This is a genomic window from Anatilimnocola floriformis (genome assembly GCF_024256385.1).
In the GTDB taxonomy this organism is placed as follows: domain Bacteria; phylum Planctomycetota; class Planctomycetia; order Pirellulales; family Pirellulaceae; genus Anatilimnocola; species Anatilimnocola floriformis.
The window spans coordinates 402,845-425,499 of the sequence record NZ_JAMLFW010000001.1 but is presented as its reverse complement, the minus strand read 5'-3'; the positions used below and the strand labels follow the sequence as shown (position 1 = coordinate 425,499).

The window sequence follows — 22,655 nt, the reverse complement described above, 5'->3', positions numbered from 1 at the left end:
ATGCGGCGCTCACGAGCGAATACCTGGGGAGCATTTCTCCTTTCACCTTGGAAAGTTCACCATGGCCACGTTTGAAGTTTTGGCGAGTATCACATTCTCGATCTGAAGAACGAGGAGTGGATTCTCGAACAGGGCTCGTACGTTTGCAGCGACATGAGCATCGAGATCGGCGTGTGGCGAAACAAAGCCCTCACGGCGATCTTCGGCGGCGAAGGTTGGTTTCAAACGCTCGTGAAAGGAACCGGCAAGGTCGTGATGCAAGCGCCAGGCTATGTCGAACGCTTGGAACTGAACGGCGAGAAACTGTCGGTCGATGGCAAGTTTGCCCTGGCCCGCACGTCGGGACTGAAGTTTGAAGTGCAGCGGGCTTCGCGGTCGCTGATGGGAAGCGTCACTTCGGGCGAAGGCTTGCTGAGCACATTCGAGGGAACCGGCACGGTGCTCATTGCGCCGGTGCCGAATATTTATCAGAACCTGATCGACAGCGTTCGCGCGGCGATACCACGTGGGAAGGCCTAGTGCTTCGGCTCAGGCGAGTAGGCCGGTATTTAGCGCAATTCCGGCGGAGAGACGCGCTGCAGGTCTTGCTGGAACTGCGCGGAGTGCCGCTTGTTCCGGCCTACGATCTGCGATCAACGAGACTAACCGGCAACCAGCTCTTGACCGCTCGGAAAACGGCCCGCGAGGAACCAGCGTTCCCACCAGCTGGCGGGACGGAGGCGGTTGTCGCTCGAGCTAAGAACGCGTTCTTTGCCGCGGCGGGTCTTGAGGGTCAGCGTGCCGTCCTGGCGAACGTCGGCGACAACCCAGTACTTGCGAACGGCGTAACGATAGCCCTCGCCATAAAGCTCCGGCTCTAGTTCTTCCGCACGCGGAGTGGGGTGGCTGCTGTGTTTGGTAGCGTAATAAACAACACGATCACCGGGTTTGTACATCGAACCAATCCTCAATCCAATCCAGCACAAAACCACTGGCCGTCCCTGCCTGCCAGGAGTGGTGGCGAACCATTGCCCTCCTTTAGGAGAGGCGCAACCCCGCTACTTTGAATGTTAGGTCAAAGAATCGGATTGTTCAAGGGCGAATCATTTGCCGAAATTCGCAGGTTTGCACTTCCGCATTGGTGAAGGGTGCGGTGGGAGCGGAAGGGCTAATTTGACGGTGGAGCGGCAGGCCATGACTCGTTTCAAATCGAGTCGACCGTCGTGCTGACGGTCACCGAAGGATCGGAGGCGCGGATCACGGCGAGGAGCACCTTCAGGTCGTCTTGGATCTGTTGGTAGAGGAAATAGGCGCAGCCGCAGGTGATGGCCGCCGAAACAATCGCCAGCGGTGTCCAGAAGATGTTGTCGTACCAGTACGACTCCATCTGCTGCGAGATCGGATTGAGATGCTCGACTCCCTTTGTTTCCGGGATGAAATACAAAATTCCTAGTACCACGAGCACAAAGCCGATGCTCAAGAAGGTGAAACGCGCTGATTGCCGGCGCAATCGACCAAGCTGCTGTTGTTCCCACTCGTCGGGCGTGCCGGCGCCGAGCAACGCTGGATAGTGCGCTTTCAAAACGACTGCCGTTGTTGCCAACCACGGCAAGGCGAGCGACAGAAATCCGCACATCGTTTGCGAGGTGATGAAGTGGATATAGAACCGCGCGGGAACCGGCCCAAATTCAGCCGGCAGAAACATGTGGATCGACGTCGGAAAAATAATGCCGGCGATCACCCACTCGAAGCCTGCCACCCAGCACAGGCACGAACCCCACCACAGCACGCGACGCCGGGCGACATTGACCACTTCCGGATCCATCTTGCCGCGCGACTCTCGATATTGCCGAATCGCCCGGCTGACCGGCATCATGTAAAGTAGAACGAGGATCACGCCGAGCGGATAAAAAATTGAATTCACCACCATCGCAGTGTTTTCAAACACCTTGGCCAGTGCTTGCTGGGCGGCATCATAGTCCGGCAAGCCCCGGTGAAATTGGTGAATCAACTCATCTTGGTTGTACAGGTAGTTGATTGCTCCCCAAACGACGAGCGCCGGCATGTTGATGGGGATCAGCGACAACAGCGGAAACTTCAGCGTCAACCCGCGCCAACCGTGCTGAGCGCGCTCGAGAAATGTCGTCGCGCCAGGAATGAGACACAGCCGCAACTCACGCGCGAGTTCGATTCCGTTGGCCTGGCGATCGGCGGGGTTTGACGACAGCAATCGCCGCAACACTTTTTCGAGCCGCTGACCCACGCCGTCACTGGCGGCCACGCTGCGGTACGGTTTTTCGTCGTAGCGGCGGCTGATCATTTCCTGCAGCTTGGTGTTCCATTCGCTATCGAGCGAGCCGTCGTCGAAGGGTCGTTCGCCGAAGTAGAGTTCCCACAGCAACACTCCGAGCGAAAACAGATCGCTGCGGGCATCGAGCGATTCGGGCAAGCGTTGATGCTGCGGGCTGCAGGCCTCGAGCTGCTCGGGCGACATGTAGGCGAGGCTGCCGCCGAAATACGCGGCCGGCGACGCCCCTTCGATCTTGCTGCAAAAGCTAATGTTGAAATCAGCGAGCTTCGGCCAGCCGTCGGCGCCGATCAGCACGTTGGCGGGTTTGATGTCGCGATGCAAAATGCCACGACCATGCGCATAGTCGAGCGCCTCGGCCAACTTGGCGCCGATCCGGCATACCACTTGGCTCCACGGAGCCGCAGCAATTTCCTTCGGCCAACCGGCGATCGATAGCGGCGGCACGCCGGCTTTCATCATCGCCTGCGTCGCAGCGAGAACGAGAATTTGTCCCGAGCGCGCGGACGCCGGATTTTGCTGAACGAGCTTCACCACTTCCTGCAGCGTGCCGCTCGGGGCGAACTCCATGTACAGCAAACGCAACCGCTGAGCAGCGACCTGCCGTTGATCAAAGACACGCACGATGCAGGGGTGATCGAGCTGGGCCAGCGTCTGCGGCTCGTTCCCTTTATCGGCAGAAATCTTGAGAGCCACTTGTCGCTGCATCGAAATCTGCCGCGCGAGATACACCCTGCCGAATGCGCCGCGACCGAGTTCAAACAGCAGTTCAAAATCATCGAGCCGTTGCCCCGGATGGAGCGAGTTGAACATCTGCGTCTGACACATCTTGGTCGATGTGGTCATCGTATTGTCGTCGCCGATGACTCGCTTCAGTGCTGCTGCCGATTTCGGAAACCGCGTGCAATACTTGTCGAGCGACACCGATTGGCCGGCTGCTCGGCGAACGTGAAACTCCTCGCAGATCAGTTCGAGAGGGAGCTGCGAATCTTCTTCGTAGACCTCGGGATATTCGCTCGCATAATCTTCGAGCGCTTTGAAATCCTTGACCTGCGACCGCTGCTCTAGATCGGCTTTGATCAGCTCGACGAGAGCCAGCTTGCGGAGGTTGGCCGGCTGAGCGGGGAGATAATCACGTAGCGGCGGACACGGGGACGCTTCCCAAGCAGCGAGGAAGCGCGTAACCCACTGCTCGATTTCTCCCCAGGCCTCGGTGCCGGCATTGATCGTCAGTTCCATGGTCGAGCGAAAAGGTATTCCCGGCGATAAACCAGGTGCGAAGGGCCCAACAGCAAGGGAAACCTCTCCATAGTGAGTCCCTACACATGATGTTACACTATCGGTGAATCGCTGGGGCGGTGATCCTCTCCGGCCACTGGACAATCCGCTTATGACAAATTCCGACGAACCCGCCGATCCGCAACTCGAGGCGATCCTCGCGCGCATTCGCAAACGCGATACGACCGCCCTGGCCGATTTTTTGCAGCAACGGCGCGCTCCGCTGATGGCTTTTATTGAACGCCAACTGGGGCAGGCCCTGCGACGGAAGGTCGAGCCCGACGATGTGTTTCAAGAGGCGTCGGCCGAAGCCGTACGAGCGCTGCCGGGCGTCGAACTGGGCGATCGTGACCCGTTCTCTTGGCTGTGCCAGATCGCCGAACGGCGGATTGTCGATCTGCATCGCCGTTACTTCGATGCTCAAAAACGAGACGCCGGCCGCGAAGTGCCGCTGGCTGCCGGTGGCGCCGATACGAGCGCGCCGAACTTGGCCCAAATGCTCGCGGCGAGCATCACTTCGCCAAGCGCTGCGTTCTCCCGGCAAGTGCGCGAACAGCGACTCGAAAGCGCGCTGCACGCTCTGCCTGATGATCAGCGCGAAGCTCTTCGCCTGCGCTACCAGTTCGACATGCCATCGAAAGAAATCGCCGAAAAACTCGGCAAGACGGATGCTGCCATCCGCGTGATGCTGACTCGATCGCTGAAGAAGTTGCAGCAGTTGCTGGGGGAAGAGATTGCGCCGAAGGATCTCAAATAGGGGCTGGGGGAGTTTCGATAGGCTCGATTGCTTCAGCAATCGAGTCCGCGCAGCGGCAAGAGGCAAATCGATCACACGTGACCCCACAGCGGCATGCGGCCCTTGAAATCGACTCCAAGGTCGCCATCTCGCAAACGATCGGCTCCAACGCAATGCCTCTGGTCGCTGCGCGACACCGATTGCTGAAGCAATCGGTGCTATCCACTTCGACTCTAGGCCCAATCAAGGGCCACATCGAGCACAATCGCGGAGTGGGTGAGAGCGCCGCTGCTGATCCGTTCGACACCAGTTTCGGCCACGCTGCGGATCGACTCGAGCGTAATTCCGCCGGAGGCTTCGAGCTGAACCGCAGGAGCAAGCTCCGCGCGGATGGCCACGGCCTGGCGGAGAACGTCGGGCGGCATGTTGTCGAGCAGCACAATGTCGGGCGCGGCGGGCAAGACTTGCCGCAGTTGTTCGAGCGAATCGACTTCGACTTCCACCATCATTTCGGTGAAGCGCTCCTGGCCAGCGCCGTGCTCTTTCAAAAACGCTTTGGCTTTCAGCACCGCTTCTGCGGGTGAATAGCGCGCAGCTTGCGGCCCTTGCTGACCGAGAGCGAGATGGTTGTCCTTGATCAGCACGCCATCGTACAAACCCATGCGGTGGTTCTGACCGCCGCCGCAGCGGACCGAATACTTTTCGAGTCGTCGCCAACCGGGCGTCGTCTTGCGAGTGTCATAGATCTTCGCGCCTGTGCCAGCGATGGCAGTGACGTACTGCGACGTGAGCGTCGCGATACCGGACATGCGGCCGATGAGATTCAGCAGCGTGCGCTCGGCAGTCAGCAAGCCGCGGGCAGAACCACGCAGCTTGGCGACGAGCGTGCCGCGCTCGACTCGCGTGCCGTCGGCGATTTGGGGTTCCCAGGCCGCGCTAATTTCCATTTCTTCGAGCGCGATGCGGGCCGCTTCGATGCCGGCGATCACGCCCGGTTTGCGAGCGACGAGATCCGCGGCCGCGGTAGCTTCTTCGGCGGCGAGCGAGACGGTCGTCCAGTCGTGACCTCGTTCGAGATCTTCGAGAATGGCGAGGCGGACGATCTGCCGGCAGTCGTGCTCGACATCGGCGTCCCAGATTTGTTGACGATATTCCTTAGGCATTGGTTCCTCTGTCGGTCAGTCGCCTTTCGCTCCCGCGAAAGAACGCGTCTTCGAACGTGGACGCGGTGTAGAGTTCGTTTGTGTGTGACTTTCGTGCAAAAGACGCGTCCTTTCACGGAGTGAAAGGCGACTGTGGGGAGGCGATTGTTACTGCAGCCAACGAGCAACGTCTTTCGCCCAGTAGGTGAGAATGATGCTCGCGCCAGCACGGCGGATGGCAGTGAGCATTTCGAGCGCGAGCGTCCGTTCATCAACCCAACCGTTGGCAGCGGCGGCTTTCACCAGGCTGTATTCGCCCGAGACGTTGTACGCGGCGAGCGGCACGCCGGGAAAGTTTTCCCGAACGTCGCGAATAATATCGAGATAAGCCAGCGCCGGTTTGACCATGATCAGGTCGGCCCCTTCGCGGAGATCGAGCTCGACCTCACGCAAGGCCTGGCCCGCGGCGGCGGCGGGATCCATTTGATAAGTTCGCCGATCGCCGAACTGCGGCGCGCTTTCGGCGGCATCGCGAAATGGCCCGTAGAACGCCGAAGAGTACTTCGCTGCGTAACTCATCAGCGGCAGATGCGTGAAGCCAGCGTGATCGAGGGCGTAGCGAATGGCGCCGACCATGCCGTCCATCATGCCGCTCGGAGCAACTAGATCGGCGCCGGCGCGAGCATGGCTGACCGCTTGCTTGCCAAGCATCTCGAGCGTGGGATCGTTGGCAACATCTTGCACGCCGTTGCGCTCTTCGAGCACGCCGCAGTGGCCATGACTCGTGTACTCGCAAAAACAAACGTCGGTAACAACGAGCAGGCCCGGCGCGGCCTCTTTCACTACCTTCACTGCTTGTTGCACGATGCCCGTGTCGCAATACGAGTCGCTGCCGGCAACATCTTTCTCAGCCGGAATTCCGAAGAGAATCACGCCGGCGATCCCGAGCGACTGAGCCTCTTTGGCTTCGATGGCAAGTTGATCGAGCGACAGCTGAAACTGCCCCGGCATCGAAGCGATCGGCTGGCGGATGTTTTTGCCGGGCCGAACAAACAGCGGCAGAATGAGATTGGCCGGCGAGAGAGTAGTTTCGCGCACAAGCGCCCGCAGGCCGGCGTGGTAACGCAGACGGCGGAGACGCGTGTTGGGAAAACCCGATTCGGAGGGTGAATGCAGCATGCAATTCACTGTAGCTGCGAGATCGCGGTCTCACCAGCGGTTCAATCGGCTCGCAATTATCGATCCGGCATTCCCCAGGCGAAAACAGCAATCGAAACCAGAATAAAACCGATTCCCAGCAAGGGGCGGCGAAAGCGGAGAGCCAGCCCGGACAACAGCAGGAAAGAAGCCACCGCTGTCAGCATGGCGTAATAGGTCAGGACCGGAGCACGCAAGCGATCGGTCGTGGGAATCGTAAACCAACCAATGCAAAGATAGGCCAGGGTGACAACGAAGAGTGTGGCCGCGAAGAAGGCGAGGTACTTTCCCAAAACCTGGAGCAAAGTCCGATCGATCAATGGCCCGATCCTAAAACAACTCGGTTATCAGCTTACCGCCTTCAACCAGTTTTAGCGGTTGCTGCTGGTCGGTGATGTATTCGTCGTGCGGATTCATTCCCAGCAGATGGCAGAAGGTCACGAACAAATCCTGCACGCCGACCGGCCGGTCGCTCACTTTCACGCCGTCCTTGTCGGTGGCGCCAATCACTTGGCCCGTCTTCACACCGCCGCCGCTGAAGCCGCACAGCCAGCCATCGCTGTAATGGTCGCGGCCGCCGTCGGCGTCGAACTTCGGCGTGCGGCAGAACTCGCCCATCCAAACGACGACCGTCTTCTCGAGCATGCCGCGATCGGCGAGATCATTGAGCAGCGTCGCGTAGGCCGAATCCGTTTCGCCGGCGAGGAGTGGGTTCTCTTTGAAGCCCCGCTTGTGCGTGTCCCAACCTTGATCGCCAAAGCTACCGCCGTTGATCACCTCAATAAAGCTCACGCCGGTCTCGACCAACCGCCGCGCAAGTAAGCAGGCCTGGCCAAAATAATTCCGGCCATAGGCATCACGCAGTTTTTCAGGTTCATTGTCGAGCTTGAACGATTTCAAGAGCGGGCTGAGCACGAAACGACTCGTCCGCTTGTAGATCTCTTGTTGTTCGAGCGCGGCCTTTGCCGAACCTGCCGCGGCAAATTGCTGATCGAGTTCCGAGGCCAGCGAGAGCCGGCGCGCAAGGACCTCGGGCGAAACGCGGGGCAGAACATCTTCGGGGAGCGTGCCGGCTTCGTCGATCTTGAACGATTCATACCGCGGCCCGAGAACGCCGCTGTTGACGTCGCGAGTCTTGATTCGCGGCTTGCCGATGCGGACGAAGGCAGGCAAATCGAAATCGGGGTTGTAACGATCGCGGGCCACGACCGAGCCCCAGGTCGGATAGTTGATCGTCGGCTTGATCGGATACCCGGTGCGGACGAGCTTGATCGCGCGGAAGTGATCGCGCTCGGTGCTCTGCATACTCCGGATCAGGGCGATCTTATCCATCACCTCGGCAGTCTTCGGCCAGTACTCGGCAAACTCGACGCCAGGCAGCTTCGTCTTAATCGCCGTGGCTGGCCCTTGATTCGCCGATCCGATCTTGGGGTTAAATGTCTCGAACTGACTCGGCCCGCCATCCATCCAAAGCAAGATCATGCTCTTGCCGTTCTTTTGAATCTCCTTGGCCTTGGCGAGGAGCATGTCGCGCCAAGAGAGAGTCATTGCTCCCGCGCCGATTCCGGCGGCCATTTGACCGAGAAATCCTCGGCGAGAGGTGATGCCGTGACGGTCGGTTTGGATATTGGCGAATGAGCGGAGCATGGGAATTTCCTATTCGGATTTCTTGTTTTAAGAGGGTGAGGGGCTGACGCGGGTGGAGGCTTCTACTCCGCTTCTCTCTCGCTGACGCGTCGGGCTACCTTCTTGAGAGAAACTCCGCCGAGTTAATCATGCTCCAAAGCAGATCTTCGTAAGCCGTCTTTCGTTCGCCGACCTTCGCCAGGTGCTTGCGGCCGATTTCGATTTCCTTGTCGTTTGGTTTGCGAGCGAGGACGGCTTGATATAGCCGACCGATTGCTTTCGCGTCGTCGGTTTCTTCGGAGACGATGCGAGCCAGCACGGTGCCGCTGCCGGGCGAGGCGTCGATTTGCTTTTGAATCTGGTCGTTGTTCATCAGGAACATCGCCTGCTGCATGGTGCGGGCAACGTTGTGGGCCTCGGATGACGGATCGAAACCAAAGGCTTCGTTCACGAGGTCCTGCGTGCTCTTGGGCGGCGGTGGGAAGCGAACCCCTTCGCCAACGGGCGCTGGTGGCGGCGTGAAGTTTGGCAACTCAATGCCGGCCTTCAGCGAGGCAAATACCTCGTCGCCGCGAAGCCGGCCGGCGGGAATGACCGCGAACGGCTTTTCTTTTTCAGCGGGCGATGGATCGCGGATCGGCCGTTGATACGACTTGCTGTTGGCGATGACGCGGAAGATGTCCTTCACGTCGAACTGCGTGGCGACGAAGTTCTCGGCCAGCGCGACATGCACTTCCGGCAACACACTGTCGGCGAGGTCGCCGATCTCATCGACCGGTTCGCAAAAACCACGGCCCATCAGGCGGGCCCACACACGATTGGTGATCGCCTTGGCAAACCACGGGTTCTCGGCGCCGACGACCCAACGGGCCAGTTCGGTGCGGCGAACGATGTCGCTCACGCCCGGGTCGAGCATCTTCGACGAGAACGCAGCCGGCTGCATTTCCTTGTTGGTCTCCGGCATCTTGTGCTCGCCGGCCGTCTTGCTCGAGACGACGATCAGATTGCTGTCGTTCCAAGGCAACTTGGTCTGCACGCGGACGAAGAACGCGGCGACGTGATGAAACGTCTCCTGCGGCATGTCGATGAACTTGTGATCGTGGCACTCGGCGCACTGAATCTGCGTGCTGAGGAAGACGCGGGTCGTCTCCGACGCCAGCCGCGACTTGTCACCTTGATGGAAACCAACGTAGGTCGCTGCTGGGTTTTCGCCGACGGTGCCGCTGGCGGTGATGATCTTGTAAGTGACTTCGTCCCAGCCGGTGTTCTTATTGAACTCTTCGGCCAGCCAGGCTTTGAAGGGGCGGTAGTTAAGGAATGTCAGCTCGGGCTGCGGCGTGCGGTAGCTGATCACGTCGCTAAAGTAATCGGCCCAGTTCACGCCGAATTCGGGCGAAGCCAACAGGCGGTCGATGACGTTCGCTCGTTTGTCAGCAGCGTCGTCCTTAAGGAACGCAGTCATTTCTTCCGTCGTTGGCTGGCGCCCGATGAGATCGAGCGACAGGCGGCGAAGAAAAGCTTCATCGGTGGTTTGCGGCGCATTGCTGATTCCGCCGACGTATTTTTCCATGGCGGCATCAAGGGCAGCCGTGGTCAGTTTGTTCGCCGGCTTGGCCGATGGTTGCCGCTGAAAGTCGGGAGCCTTCTCGGCGACTTCCTTGGGAGTTTCCTTTTTCGGTGTCGCCGGTTTGACGGGCTTCTTGGGATCGGGCTTCTGAGGATCAACGGGCAATGCGGCGAGGAATTTCGGCGGCTGATTCTTTTCGGCTTCTGCTTTCAGCTTGGTCCATTCTTCGTCCGTCAAAATGGCGATGGCGTCGACAATGATGACGCCCTTCTTGACGTCGTTCGCAGAGACAACCAGCTGAGCCGGCCCTTCCTCAAAGGCAAACTCGCCCAGGTAATGAAAGCTCCAGGCCCCTTCGGGGACACGCTGCTGATTGACCGTGTATTCCTTGTCGGTGTCGCCGCTGCGGATGGCAAGCTTGGCAGCCGTCGTGCGGTTGACGCCCGGCGCGTAGGAAAACAGCACGTGTCGCGTGGCCGCGGCGTCCATATCCCATGAGTACGTCGCCGTATTGCCAGCCACGGCTGGGCTGTACATATAGCCTTCGCCGACGAAAGGCTTCGTGTTCACCGAGGCGGTCCAGGTGCCGACGAACTTGGCCTGGCCGTCATCGAGGACTTTGCCGGGAATTTTGGCGGGGTCGATGGCAACCCCTTCGGCAGCCCAGCTAATCGTGGGCAAACCGAATAGAAGAACCAAACAGCAGTACGAGAGAAGTCGATTCACGACAATCGTCTCCGAAAAAATCGGCTGGCGAGGGAGAGAGCACGGCTGGCAGATGGGGATCTCTGAGTTTACGCGGAAAAATGAGTCGAGGTCAATCAAATCGGGGCGGAGTTTTGAGTTCTGAGACAGGACAACGCCGTCTCTTCTTGTCTCAGAACCCAGAACTCAAAACTCAGAACTTCTCCCTCCCAAGAAACCACCGAAGCCCGTGCATCTTCATGACGCCCGGGCTTCGGTGATTTATGTAGCTACCACCGGGCAACGCAAGGTTGCCCGGCAGAGGGCTAGTCTGGCCAACCGATTAGGAATCGGTGTCCGCAACGTTCTGCGGCGATTGACCGGTCGGACTAGTCGGACGGGTGCAGTCTGTGTAGGTCAGAGCGTCGGTGAACGACGAGTCACTGGCCGAGCTGGTGGTGGCAGCGTGCACCTGGATCAGCAGCGGGAAGTCAATCGTGAACGACTGATCGAGAGCCAGCATCGCCTGAGCAACGTCGCCCAGTTCGTCGATGATGGCGTCGCGAGCGGCCGCGACACCGGAGACCACGCCGAAGGTGAGCAGTGTCACCAACAGCACCCATTCGAAGGAGAGGACGCCGTCCTCCTCCTTCCACATGCGAGACAAAACTTTCTTCATTCCGAACTCCTCGAACAGATAGGGGGATGCAATTCTAAATACACGTTTTCCATGATGGCTCGCCATCCTTCGGCGGACCTGGCGGAAGCGGGGCACATCCGATTTCGCCAACTGGTTGGTGTGATTCCTAAGCAGAAGCCGTGCCGAACTTTTGGCCAATTGCCAAGAATGAGTATTGCTAAAGAGCTAAGTGGATATGCCGTCGAGAGATAGCAGTTGTCGGAACGAAATCGAGCGGGCTGCTGCTTGCCGCCCGCTCGGCCTACTACTTTCATCTCTGAAACAGAAAATGCACGCCTTTAAACATCAGCCCAAATATGGCGCAAATAGAGATTTACGCTACAACTGTTAATATCGTTTTATTGATAACAATAAAATCAATTATGGCGCAACAATAAAACAACAAAAAACTCTACGCGACTTATTAGTTTAATTGCAACTTGCGGCATCGCCGTCACAACGGTTACAGCCGACAGGCCTGGAAGTCGCAGCGCGCTCGATTGAGGCTCAAGAAAGCACGCGAGGTCTGCTGGCCAGGGCGACCAGCAGACCTCGACGAAGCAAATCAGGAATTGACCTGGTGATGAAAAGACCCAAGTCAGGCCTGTAGATGAAGGTGGCGATTAGGAGTCTTCATCGAGCGAACCGCCAACGCCGTTGCCGTTGATGCCTTGCGGATTGACGGCGCGAGTGCAGTCGGTATAGATCAAAGCATCAGTGAACGAAGTGTCGCTAGCCGAGCTGGTGGTGGAAGCATGCACCTGCACCAGCAGCGGGAAGTCGACCGTATACGACTGATCGATAGCCTGCATCGCCTGAGCGACGTCGCCCAGTTCATCGATGATGGCGTCGCGGGCGGCCGCGATACCAGAAACCACGCCGAAGGTGAGCAAAGTCACGAGCAGCACCCATTCGAAGGACAGGACGCCGTCCTGTTCCTTCCACATACGAGACAAAACTTTCTTCATTCCAAAACTCCTCGAACAGATAGGGGATGTATTCTCAATACACGTTTTTCCATGATGGCTCGCCATCCTTCGGCGGACCTGGCGGAAGCGGGGGCACATCCGATTTCGCCAACTGGTTGACATGCGATAAATGCACAGGCCGTGCCAAGCGTCGCTGCCTACGGCAGAAAAGTATTTTAAGATGTGCTAAGTATCGAAGCCGTCTATAGATAGCAAATTCAATAGCAAAACGAGAATCAGAAAGGTTACCGCCGACGCTCTACCCACCGCTGAAACACTGAAACAGAACATTCAGCTCCTGAAACATGCGTCTGGCTATTGCGCAAGTCGGAATGAACAGTTAGGCGTTAAGAAATAAGAAACCTATGTCAATTGTTTATAAGTGACGTACTGAGTTGTTTTGCGATTACAGAGCAGTCGTTACGACCGTTCACTACCCGCTTGTCAGGATCAGTTCGTGATTGCGGGCTCAAGAATGCACGCGAGGCCTGCTGGCCAGGGCGACCAGCAGACCTCGACGAAGCAAATCAGACGCTGACCTGGTAGTGATAAGACCCGGGTCAGGCCGACAGATGGAACCAGCGACTACGAATTGTCGTCGGTCGAACCGCCAGCACCGTTGCCGTTGATGCCTTGCACAGTCGCACCGCGAGTGCAATCGCTGTAAATCAAAGCGTCGGTGAACAAAGTGTCGCTGGCCGAGCTGGTGGTGGTGGTATGCACTTGGATCAACAGCGGGAAGTCGACCGTGTACGACTGATCGAGAGCCAGCATCGCCTGAGCGACGTCGCCCAGTTCGTCGATGATGGCGTCGCGAGCCGCGGCGATGCCCGAAACCACGCCGAACGTGAGCAGAGTCACGAGCAGCACCCATTCAAACGACAGAACGCCATCTTGTTCCGACCAAACGCGAGCAAGAACCTTCTTCATTCCAATCTCCTCGAATCGAAAGTGAAAACAAATATCTAACAGTATTTCCGTGTTGGCTCGTTGAACCATCAACGAGCCCAGCGGGGGCGGGGCACACCGTCTCCGCTGACTTCTGGTACAGCGGGACCCTATCGCGAAGTCCGTGCCAATCTGACAAAGTGTCGGGAGAAAACCGCATCCCTATTCGCGAGATTCGCAAAAAGGCCAGCAGTACAAGCAAAAAACTAGCGAATGAGTTTCTACGCAATTCCGATTTAACGGACAGTGTTGCCCATTTGCGACAGCAGCTTGTTGCCGTGGCGACGGTTTGATGCCAAATGGCAACGTCTGCCTGGCTGTCGAACTCGCGTCATTCGGCGCGAGGCGCGATTACGGATTCTCTTGTTGCCAAGCGTAGAGTTTGGCTCGCCACTGGCGGGCCACGGCGGGCTGTTCCCAGGCCTTGTAGAGCTCTGTCAGAAATCGCAGGCAGTCGGCCTCGCATTGCCACTTCGCACCCAGCGAAGACGTTTCGATCATGTCATGCGTTTGCAGCAGCAAAGCTTCGGCAGCGTGATACTCTCCGGCCTTAGTCTTGGCCGCCCCCAGCCAGAGTTGCGTCGCGAGGACGTCTGGATGGTCTGCACCGAATTTGCGGGTTTGGCGGTCGCGCGTTTGTTCGCCAAGCAGCGTTGCCGCTTCTAGATCGCCGCAGAGGACTTGGACGACGGTCAGGTGATAGGCGGCCGCGAGCGTGAGTTCATGGTCGCCGCCCAGTTGCTGCGAAGCATTGTGATAAACCTGTGTCGCCAGCGTACGGGCCTCAGTTAGCCGGCCGACACTGCGAAAGGCCGTCGCCAGGGCGTCGCGGCTCTCGAGCAACGCAAGTCCACACTCACTCTTGCGGGCTTCGAGCGTGGGAATGATCGCTTCCAGCAGCGCGATCGCTTCCGCCGCGCGACCGGCAGCGCAATAAGCGTTTGCGTCCGTCAGTTTTGCCTGACAGACCACAATTGGATTGGCTTTCTTTTTTGCCGATAGAATCTGCACTTCTTCATCGGCTAGTTCAACAGCCCGCGAGGCGCGACCGGCATGAATGCAAAGCCGAGCGAGTTCATCCAGGCGAGCGCAAGTGGCCGAACTGGTGCGCGTCGATTGCGTCGTACACATCCTCAGGGCGGCTTCTTTCAACGGCAACGCCTGGTCCCATTGCCCCTTGGCGAGATGTGTTTGGGCATGGCGGTCGAGCGTGGTCAATGGATCGCTGAGATCGAGCAACAGTTCTTCGGGATGCGAATCATGCCGTTCGATTTCTGCGTGCAATGCCGCCAGATGCTGGCCGCCTGGTTGAGCGGCTGCCTTGTCGGCAGAGTATTTAACGGGAGTAGCGAGTTGCTCGCGCGACTTGGGGGCCGGTGGCGTTTCGCAGTGTTTCTCCAAGATCGCGATGGCATCCGAGTCGCGGCCCGCCGCGAGATATGCATTGGCCAGATCGTTCACACAATCGCGAATCCGCGGATCGTGGGCCTGACAATGCTTTTTAGTTTCCAGCAATTCACGCTCGTGAAGGGCCACGGTCGTATCGGCGAGGCCGAGTCCTTGCAGCGCGGTGGTGAGCATTTCCAGCACACGCCCCTTTAACACGGGATCGGTGTGAAATTCGACATCGGCCTGTTCGGCCGCTCGCGCGAGTAGCGTACCGGCCGGAATCTGCCTGCCATCTTCGCCCGCTTGCAGTTTGCCGAGGGTCGCGGCAAAGAAGTGAGTCGTGCTGTGGCTCCGCTCGCGCTCGAGGTTGGCCTCTTTCATTCCTTCGTACGCACGGCGGCAAGCTTCTTCGAGATCAGCGTTGGCCGTGGCCAATCGATCGTTCATTCCTTGCATCACCAGCGCGCCGAAGCACGAGCCGAGAATGGCAATGATCAAAGCGGCGCGAATGCCGGCCACAACATTCGGGCGCTTTCGCTTCCAACGATCCAGGCGTTCCCAAAACGATTCATGGTGCGCGTCGACCGATTCTTCGGCCATCCAGCGCTCGATATCTTTCATCAGATCGCCGGCCGAGGCGTACCGCCGCGTGGGGTCGGCTTCGAGGGCTTTCAAGCAGATCGATTCGAGCGGCGGCGGGACTTGCTTGTTGATTTGCCGCGGCAAGGGAAAGGTTGCCTCACGGACGGCTGCAATCACTTCGTCGCGCTGCGTCCCTTGATAAGGCGCCTGACCGGTGAGCAGATGATAGAGCGTCGCGCCGAGAGCAAAGACATCTGTCGCTGGCCCAAGCAGATCCATACGGCCAATCGCTTGCTCCGGGCTCATGTACTGCAGCGTGCCAACCATCGTTCCCATTTGCGTCGGTTCGACTTCGCTCCCCGAAGCCGGCACGAGCTGCGACTCGCCATGCCATTCGCACGGCTCGATGTTTTTCCCCTCGGCCTTGGCCAGGCCCCAGTCGACCACCAGCGTTTCGCCATACTTGCCAAGCATCACGTTCGCGGGCTTTAGATCGCGATGAAGCACGCCACGGTCATGGGCATATTGGACGGCCTGGCACACGTCGATGAACCGCCCGAGCAACTGCCGTAGCTCGACAGCGCGTTCGCTGCGAGGCGTCTTGCCAGACTGCGGTTCGTGATAGCGGGCAATGGCTTCCTTCAGGCTCTCGCCACGGATGAAACGCATCGCGTAATAAGGTCGGCCGTCGGCATACGTTCCGAGACCATACACCGGAACAATCCCCGGATGCTCCAGCCGACCGGTGATTTCGGCTTCAACAGTGAATCGCGCGCGGGCGTATTGATCGTTGGCGTAGTGCGGCTGGATTTCCTTCAGCGCCACCTCGCGATTGAGTTCACCATCACGCGCGACGAAGACCTTGCCGAGACCACCTTCGGCATGGGGTCGCAGGATTTGAAAACGAGCTTCGTTCGCTTGGGCCGGCGCAATCGTGGCAAAGCGGTCGCTCGCCACTGGTTTCGCCGTTCCGATATGCGGCAGGCTGGCATCAATATGCGGATCTGAGAAGAGCGTCAACTCTTGCTTGACCGTGCCATCGCAATTCACCGCGGCCAGGCTCTGTTGTGGGCAGTTGCCGTGCTTTTCCAAGTGGCGTTCGACCACGGCTTCGAGTGTCGTGCGATCCTGCACCGAGAGCGCGCCGGCAGTCGCGAGCAAATCGGCCAACGGTTGTTCTTTATGCAGCACCCAGTTCTGCATTCCCGCAATCAACTGCTCGCGCGTAATGAAATCGAGCTGGAGAGCCAGAATGCCAAACAGCAAATTGCGATCAGCGGCAGCAGACATGAAACACCTGGTCGCACCCGAAAAGGCGGTAACGGCCGTTAGTACAACGCGAAATGATTCGCAAATGTAGGTTTTTCCAGCGTGCGTAAGAGATGTCGTGCTGGGGAGAGATAACCGTCACAATCGGCACAGCCCGTAGAACCGGCCGCTTGACTCACCTACGGTTGCCGAAACGTTTCCACCTTCACGCCAGCTGCTGTGATGTTGAACCGAATGCAGCCGGTTTCGGCGGTGTGATAAACCTGGCTGCCGATCTGGCCGTAGGCTTGCTTCACCGAGTCGATGGCGGGAATTTCTTCGACATCGTGACTGCCCGAAAGAACGACGTGCTCCGGACGACACCAATTACCAAAGCCGCGTGGATTCGAGCGTGTCGAGCCATGATGCGGAGCCATTAGCAAATCAGTGTCGATCGGCAACTCAGCGAGAACATCTTCAAGACCGGGCGATTCCAGATCGCCGGGGAGCAGCACTTTGCGTCCTTGATATTCAATGAGCAGCACGAGACTATTGGCGTTATCACTGCCGATCACGCCGAGCGGTGGTGGGTGAAGAATCTCCATCGATACGTCGCCAACGTGCAACTTGTCGCTCGCCGAGAGCGTATCGACCTTCACGTCCCACTTATCGATCGCGGTTTTCAGCACCTTCACGGCGGGCTGATCGAGTTCTTCGAGCATGAACGGCGAGACAAAAATCTTGCTCACCGTGTACTTCTGCAGCAATTCGGGGATCGCGTTGAAGTGATCCGAGTCGGCATGCGAGATCATCAGCGCATCGATCCGTGTGATGCCGCGTGACCAGAGCACTGCTGAGATCGGCCTGGCCGCTCCTGTCGGCGAACCGAGCTTGCCAGCGTCGTAGAGCATGTTCTGCCCATCGGGAAATTCAATTAAAACTCTAGTGGAATCGGAAAGCCCTACAGGGCCGAGCGGAAATTCTGGCATCAGATTTCGGATGCGCTTTCGCTAGGCTAGCCCCTCACCCTGTAGGAGTTCCTATTTATGCGCAAAATTTCTGCTAGTTCCGCCGCCGAGTCCACGCCCAAGATTAGAGGCTACGAATACATTCGCTGGAGTACGCCTGACCAAATTTTAGGTGACTCACTTGCGAGGCAGAATGATCGACGAGACCGCCTGTGCGAGCGATACAACATCGAGTTAGACGACTCGCTCGATTTACGAGATATGGGAGTCAGCGCCTTTCGTGGCAAGAATGCCACGAAAGGCAAGTTGGGCGTCTTCATCGAAGCGTGCAAGAAGGGAAGGATTCCGAAAGGCAGTTGGCTCCTCTGTGAAAACTTTGACCGATTTTCTCGCCTGTCATTCGATGAAGCGCTGCCGCTCGTGAATGCGATCTTGAAGGAGGGCGTTTCGATTGCCTTCCGTGAAACCATCGTGCATCCGAACGCAAGCCCGATGGAAAAAATGCTTATGGCGATGGAGTTCTATCGAGCGCATGCGGAAAGCGCCCGCAAGTCTGAGATGCTCAAGCACTCATGGGTAAGCCGCAGGAAGAAAGCGACCGAGAAGCGAATTGCAGGCATAGGCCCATTCTGGCTAGAGCCTTCCGAGGATAGACAGCGGTGGCTAATCAATGCCGAGCGTTCGGAAGTTGTGAAGCGTGTTTTCGAGTTATCGCTAAGCGGACTTTCCCAAACAAAGATTGCGGTTGAACTCAACCGATTGAAAACACCAACCTTCCAGAGGCGGAAAGGACATTCGCCTGCGTGGTCGCAGCCAATGATTCAGACGATTCTCACAAGCCGTGCGGTAATCGGAGAATATCAACCACACGTTGTTGATGAAGACGGCGGACGGAAGCCTGAGGGCGAACCGCTGCTGACCTATTACCCCCGAGTAATCAGCGATGAGTCCTTCTATCGGGTGCAGGCAGAATTGAAGCGGCGTGACTGCCACAATCAGATTGGACGAAACACTAATCGCCCGAAAGACACTGTTCCACGGGTTAAGCGGCTAAAGCGAACCCCAGCGAGCAGGCAGAATTGTGTCACGAGTTTATTCCGCACATTGATTCGGCATCGTGGCAATCCGATGATCGTCATGGACAAAAGCCGCAAATCGACAAGCGGCGAGATGCATCGGTTCAAGTATCTGATTGAGCGCCGCTTTGATGGCAAAGAGACGGGCTGCATCAACTACGACCGAGTAGAGCAGGCGTTTCTCAAGCACATGCGGGAAATCAAAGCGGCCGATTTGCAAGGCGAAACATGCACCGCTCACGACACGATGATCGCAGCAGAAGCGAAGTTGGCGCAGTGCGAGAAAAAGCTCTTTGACCTTGAATCCGCCATGCTGGACTCGGACGGCGACACCGGCATTCTCGCAAAGATGATGGTTAGGCTTGAATCGCAAAGGAAAGCCGCCGAAGCCGAGGCAGAGGCGGCGAGGCGGCAAAGTAATGTTGCGCCTGCACAGCGAAGCCTTGCTGACACCCACGAGATTATCGACCTCCTTGCACAGGCCGACGATTCAACGAGGTATCAACTTCGGAGCAAACTGCGGATGCTGATTTCGGAACTCGTCAGAGAAATCATTTGCTTCCTGTACGGTAAAGGCAAAGACAAGGCAGCGATCCTCGGCGTCAACTTCCGAGGCGGCGGTTACCGGGTGATTGTAGTCGGCGATCCGCCGGAACACGCCTTAAAGGCCGCAGGCTTGAACAAGGGCGAATCTACACGAACGCTTCGATTGCCGAGGAAACCCCGCTAACCAAAACCCAAAATTTTGGGTTTCCTCAACCCGCTCGGAGCGATCCGAGCGGGTTTTCTTTTGCGCTGCCACCAGACTTCTTCTCCCTCTCCCGCCAAGCTGTTTCCCGTTTCGATTTTTCAAACTCGAAAGGGAGGCAGAACGATGACTGACAATTCAGTGGGCAAAGGCTTTGGTGCGACTCTCGGCGTCGTGTTGGCGCTGTCTCTGCTCGGCATGATTCCAATTTGCGGTTGCGGCGGTTGTTTGCTGGTTGGCTTTGTGGCTGCGCCTCTGAATCAGCCGAGCGCCGAGAATAGGCACAGCGAGAAGCCGAACGGGCGAAGCAGGGCAGCGAGTAACCCAAAATTTTGGGTTCGATCAGCCATACAAGATGTCGTAATTAAAACCCTCGCCGAGAGGTCGGCGAGGGTTTCTTCATGCGCTGGGGCAAGGGGTCAATCTGACCCCTCTAACCCAAAATTTTGGGTGACATTTTTCCGCCAAACCTTACAGCAACCCCACCCAACGAGTGGTTTTCGGGCGTTGGCGACGGGTGTCTACGTGCGTGGCGTGTGAGAGACGAAAACTCGCCCACTTTCCCCCGTTCAGGCGGTTTTAGAGAAACAGCGACGGGCGTTAGCGCCACGCCACGCCCGACCGAACGACGGGCGTGGAAATGGTGCGAATCGGTGTTCTCAACCAAGTGGTTGGGCCGAGTCGCACGAGGCATTCGAGGGAGGGTTGTGGTTATGGGTAAGGCTCAATCGGTTGCGGTGATGACTGGTAAGAAGACTCGCAAGACAAAGGCTAGCAAGCCGGTGGCGAAGGTCGCTCCTGCGACAAGAGTTCACTCAGTGGCGGACGAAATCGCCGACCGCTGCGGCTCGGAAATCGCCGCTGTCGCTGACACGCTGATCGGCTGGCAGAAAGACTGTCCTAGCCGCAACGGTTGGCGGCAGGACACTCTCCAGCACTTGATGGAACGTCTGGAAGACGGACTCAGCACCGTACAAGAAATGATCGACGAACTCGGCGAAGAAACCCTGTTGGGCGTTGAGTACGTCGAGGGCGACGGCGAGTAACTGTGGGTTTGATGCGTCGGCACGTTGCTGTCGCTTTCGATTTTGTGTTCCTAGTTATAGGAGTTGTGTTATGTCGAAAGACATCAATTGGAAGTCGTTGCAGGATAGCGACGACGGGCAGTACAAGGGTGCAGCGGTGAGCGAGGATGCCACCAAGTTCCACGTCTATATCCTGAACAGCGATTACTTCGTTGTGCGGGAACAAGACTTGGAGACCTCTAAGGGAGCAATTTCGCTTACGACAAGTGCCACAGTCTCAAGTGCAGCTCACTTGTCGGGCAAAGGTTCGTCAGCCCTCACCGCATCAGCGGCCTTAACCGCCGCAGGATCGCAAGGGAAATTCGGTGTTGCTTCGCTGACGGTAACTGCGACGACTACCGCAAAAGCAACGGTGACCGCCAAGGGAGCGGCATCGCTCACGGCAGTCGCTTCATTGACGGCTAATTCACTTAATGTGAAGGCTGCTTCATCTGCAATCGTGGTCAGCGCTTCGTGCAGTGTGGAAGCGATCAGAGGAAAGGTTGCTGCCGCCGCCATAACCGGCGCTGCGACTCTCTCGGCGGCTTGTACTTCGGTCGTTCATGGTCAGGCGATCTTGGCCTGTGCGGCAAGTGTCGAAGCAGAACCAACAGCCACAAAGCCAGCAGCCGCTGCGATGTCCACAACTGGGACAATGACCCAGTTGGCCCATCGAGTCCAACACGCAGCCGCTTCAATTTCCGTTTCAGGATCAACATCAGTTTGAGGTCATCGAGTCGCAAAGGGACAAGCAGCGCTCACATCATCAGTGACGATTGCGGCTGCTGCTTCCTTGCACGGCAAGGGAGCAGCAGCCCTCGTAGGCTCTGCATCAATTCAAGCGACCGGCGACAAGCGAAAATATTCTGCCGCCGCATTGACCGTTTCAGGATCAATGAGCGGTTCGGCGAACCGACGGGCAAAGGGAAAGTCTTCGATCACGGCAGCGGCCACGGTCAGCTGTTCGGCCTCACGTTCCAGAGCCACAGCAAGGCTGCGATTATGACGCTCTCCATGCAGATTGACAGCCACACGCGATAGAATTCGCCAACAACAGCGGCGACCGCGCGCTGGTACCAAGGACGCGAGCGAGCGATGAGCAAATCGAGCGGATCGTATTCGACGCGCTTCGTGAGCCAGGGAGCGAAGAGAATCATCGCGGCTACGGAGAGAAACGAGAGTTGCGGTCCCGCTTGAAAGAGCGCAGCCGGTGTCAGCACCAGCACCACCAGTCCCGCGAACGCCAGCGTATTCATGCCGAGCGCGGGACGTCCCCAGAAAAGCGAAATACAGACGGCCACGATCAGGATCGTCGCGCGCACGATCGGCGGTTGCGAGTCGGTCAGCAGGCAATACAAAATCGTCAACCCAATTGCGGCCCATAACATTGGCCGGCGGGGAAACAAGCCGGTGCGAAACAGAGTCCAAAAACCATACGCGAGGATGCCGACATGAAGCCCAGAGATGGACAGGACATGGATCGTTCCAGTAACTAGGAACCCTTCATTTCGCTCCGGATCAAGCTGCTCTCGCGCACCGATGAGAATGGCCGCCGCCAGCGTCGAGCGGCGAGGATGGATGTGCTCACGAAGCGTACTGTTGCCCGCTTCGCGCAGCCGCGACAGCCAAAGTCGCCACGACCACCACGAGCCGCGCTCAACCAGGCTGACACTCTCGGGAAATAATCCGCGCATGCGGCAGAAGACACGCCGGCTCCGCTCGTGGGCGTTGTAATCGAACTCGCCCGGGTTGAGCGGTTTCATCGGTTGGCTGGCGAGGACCATCAAACGGATTCGATCGCCGGCCCGCACATTCAGCAGATGGCCTTCGACGTCGAGCTGGGCGTAGCCACTAGCCGAGCGCCAGGTGCCTCCGTCTCGAATGCTCCGCAACTCGACAAGGAGTTCCGTTTCGTCACCTTTCGGAATCGTCCGGAGCGGCGACAACGGCGGCGCGGGAGACCAGCGCGGCGAGGTGAGTGCGACGGCTTCGCAGACGAGCGGACGGATTTCCTCGGTGATGCGTAGCCCCACTTCGTCGTCGCGCACCAGTCGCCATTGATCATGATGCCACGCGCCACCGGCTAGAAAGGCAGCCGACAGCAGCAGTCCGGCGGCGATCAGTTCGCGGCGTTTCCACCAAGCCAGGCACCACAGCGCAGCCGTGGCCAGCGAACAGCAGAACCACAACCGCGGCCCGAGTGGAAAGTAGCGATCGCAAACCATGCCTGCCGCGACGGCAGCGAGCAACAGCACGCAAGGCTGATACAACGATTGGCGCGTAGTATCGGCCCGGGCTGAGGCAGACTGAAACGCGGCAAGTTCGGTTGGCATGGGCAGGCAAACCAGCGGAAAAAGTATCAACAACTTTTTACCTAAACGGCAGCCGCCTTGCCAAAAGAAATCGGGGAAGGGTGGCAACGGCTTGTTGCGGCGGCTCGGTCAGCCTAGAGTGAGAGCAGGGACAAA

At 58.1% G+C, this 22,655-nt stretch carries 19 protein-coding genes; 5 read left to right on the top strand and 14 right to left on the bottom strand.

Annotation, left to right across the window (positions count from 1 at the left end; genetic code table 11):
* The first annotated feature begins 93 nt into the window (after positions 1-93).
* Entirely contained in the window at positions 94-519 is a 426-nt protein-coding gene (locus M9Q49_RS01700) for an AIM24 family protein (RefSeq protein ID WP_315861195.1), read from the top strand.
* A 122-nt stretch (positions 520-641) separates the two neighbouring features.
* Here M9Q49_RS01700 and M9Q49_RS01695 read toward each other — a convergent pair whose 3' ends face one another.
* The gene (locus M9Q49_RS01695) at positions 642-935 is read right to left on the bottom strand and encodes a hypothetical protein (protein ID WP_254506913.1); all 294 of its coding nucleotides are present in this window, start codon (positions 933-935) and stop codon (positions 642-644) included.
* A gap of 248 nt (positions 936-1,183) precedes the next feature.
* Positions 1,184-3,526 carry a serine/threonine-protein kinase gene (locus M9Q49_RS01690; RefSeq protein ID WP_254506912.1) on the bottom strand — a complete coding sequence of 781 codons (2,343 nt, stop codon included), beginning with the start codon at positions 3,524-3,526 and terminating at the stop codon, positions 1,184-1,186.
* A gap of 151 nt (positions 3,527-3,677) precedes the next feature.
* Between M9Q49_RS01690 and M9Q49_RS01685 the strand changes: the two genes are divergently transcribed.
* Positions 3,678-4,322 carry a sigma-70 family RNA polymerase sigma factor gene (locus M9Q49_RS01685; RefSeq protein ID WP_254506911.1) on the top strand — a complete coding sequence of 215 codons (645 nt, stop codon included), beginning with the start codon at positions 3,678-3,680 and terminating at the stop codon, positions 4,320-4,322.
* Positions 4,323-4,534: 212 nt separating this feature from the next.
* Here the strand turns inward: M9Q49_RS01685 and nadC are convergent, their stop codons facing one another.
* The 10 genes from nadC to M9Q49_RS01635 form a co-directional block, all read right to left on the bottom strand.
* Complete coding sequence (gene nadC / locus M9Q49_RS01680; protein WP_254506910.1) at positions 4,535-5,464, bottom strand: carboxylating nicotinate-nucleotide diphosphorylase; 930 nt, start codon at positions 5,462-5,464, stop codon at positions 4,535-4,537.
* Between the two features lie 147 nt (positions 5,465-5,611).
* Complete coding sequence (hemB, locus tag M9Q49_RS01675; protein ID WP_254506909.1) at positions 5,612-6,622, bottom strand: porphobilinogen synthase; 1,011 nt, start codon at positions 6,620-6,622, stop codon at positions 5,612-5,614.
* A gap of 56 nt (positions 6,623-6,678) precedes the next feature.
* Positions 6,679-6,960, bottom strand: a complete 282-nt coding sequence (locus M9Q49_RS01670; RefSeq protein WP_254506908.1) for a hypothetical protein — start codon at positions 6,958-6,960, stop codon at positions 6,679-6,681.
* 10 nt (positions 6,961-6,970) lie between these two features.
* Positions 6,971-8,287 carry a DUF1501 domain-containing protein gene (locus tag M9Q49_RS01665; protein WP_254506907.1) on the bottom strand — a complete coding sequence of 439 codons (1,317 nt, stop codon included), beginning with the start codon at positions 8,285-8,287 and terminating at the stop codon, positions 6,971-6,973.
* Between the two features lie 94 nt (positions 8,288-8,381).
* Positions 8,382-10,559 (bottom strand): DUF1549 domain-containing protein, encoded by a 2,178-nt coding sequence (locus tag M9Q49_RS01660; protein ID WP_254506906.1) that lies wholly within the window; start codon positions 10,557-10,559, stop codon positions 8,382-8,384.
* A gap of 301 nt (positions 10,560-10,860) precedes the next feature.
* On the bottom strand, positions 10,861-11,196 hold the full coding sequence (locus M9Q49_RS01655) for a Flp family type IVb pilin (RefSeq protein WP_254506905.1): 336 nt from the start codon (positions 11,194-11,196) through the stop codon (positions 10,861-10,863).
* A gap of 623 nt (positions 11,197-11,819) precedes the next feature.
* A complete protein-coding gene (locus M9Q49_RS01650; protein WP_254506904.1) occupies positions 11,820-12,164 on the bottom strand; it encodes a Flp family type IVb pilin in 345 nt (114 codons plus the stop codon).
* A 585-nt stretch (positions 12,165-12,749) separates the two neighbouring features.
* Positions 12,750-13,094: a Flp family type IVb pilin gene (locus M9Q49_RS01645; protein ID WP_254506903.1), complete on the bottom strand. Its 345-nt coding sequence runs from the start codon at positions 13,092-13,094 to the stop codon at positions 12,750-12,752.
* Between the two features lie 369 nt (positions 13,095-13,463).
* Positions 13,464-16,373 carry a serine/threonine-protein kinase gene (locus M9Q49_RS01640; RefSeq protein WP_254506902.1) on the bottom strand — a complete coding sequence of 970 codons (2,910 nt, stop codon included), beginning with the start codon at positions 16,371-16,373 and terminating at the stop codon, positions 13,464-13,466.
* Between the two features lie 158 nt (positions 16,374-16,531).
* A complete protein-coding gene (locus M9Q49_RS01635) occupies positions 16,532-17,320 on the bottom strand; it encodes a ComEC/Rec2 family competence protein (RefSeq protein ID WP_261365014.1) in 789 nt (262 codons plus the stop codon).
* Between the two features lie 57 nt (positions 17,321-17,377).
* On the opposite strand from M9Q49_RS01635, the gene M9Q49_RS01630 reads away from it, so the two are divergent.
* From M9Q49_RS01630 to M9Q49_RS01620, 3 genes are all read left to right on the top strand, one after another.
* Entirely contained in the window at positions 17,378-19,105 is a 1,728-nt protein-coding gene (locus M9Q49_RS01630) for a recombinase family protein (RefSeq protein ID WP_254506900.1), read from the top strand.
* 731 nt (positions 19,106-19,836) lie between these two features.
* On the top strand, positions 19,837-20,169 hold the full coding sequence (locus M9Q49_RS01625; RefSeq protein ID WP_254506899.1) for a hypothetical protein: 333 nt from the start codon (positions 19,837-19,839) through the stop codon (positions 20,167-20,169).
* Between the two features lie 70 nt (positions 20,170-20,239).
* On the top strand, positions 20,240-20,914 hold the full coding sequence (locus tag M9Q49_RS01620) for a hypothetical protein (protein ID WP_254506898.1): 675 nt from the start codon (positions 20,240-20,242) through the stop codon (positions 20,912-20,914).
* A gap of 110 nt (positions 20,915-21,024) precedes the next feature.
* Here the strand turns inward: M9Q49_RS01620 and M9Q49_RS01615 are convergent, their stop codons facing one another.
* Together M9Q49_RS01615 and M9Q49_RS01610 are read right to left on the bottom strand one after the other, a co-directional pair.
* A complete protein-coding gene (locus M9Q49_RS01615; RefSeq protein ID WP_254506897.1) occupies positions 21,025-21,174 on the bottom strand; it encodes a hypothetical protein in 150 nt (49 codons plus the stop codon).
* Entirely contained in the window at positions 21,144-22,520 is a 1,377-nt protein-coding gene (locus M9Q49_RS01610) for a ComEC/Rec2 family competence protein (RefSeq protein WP_254506896.1), read from the bottom strand. Before M9Q49_RS01610 ends, M9Q49_RS01615 begins: the two co-directional genes overlap by 31 nt.
* Positions 22,521-22,655: the final 135 nt, after the last annotated feature.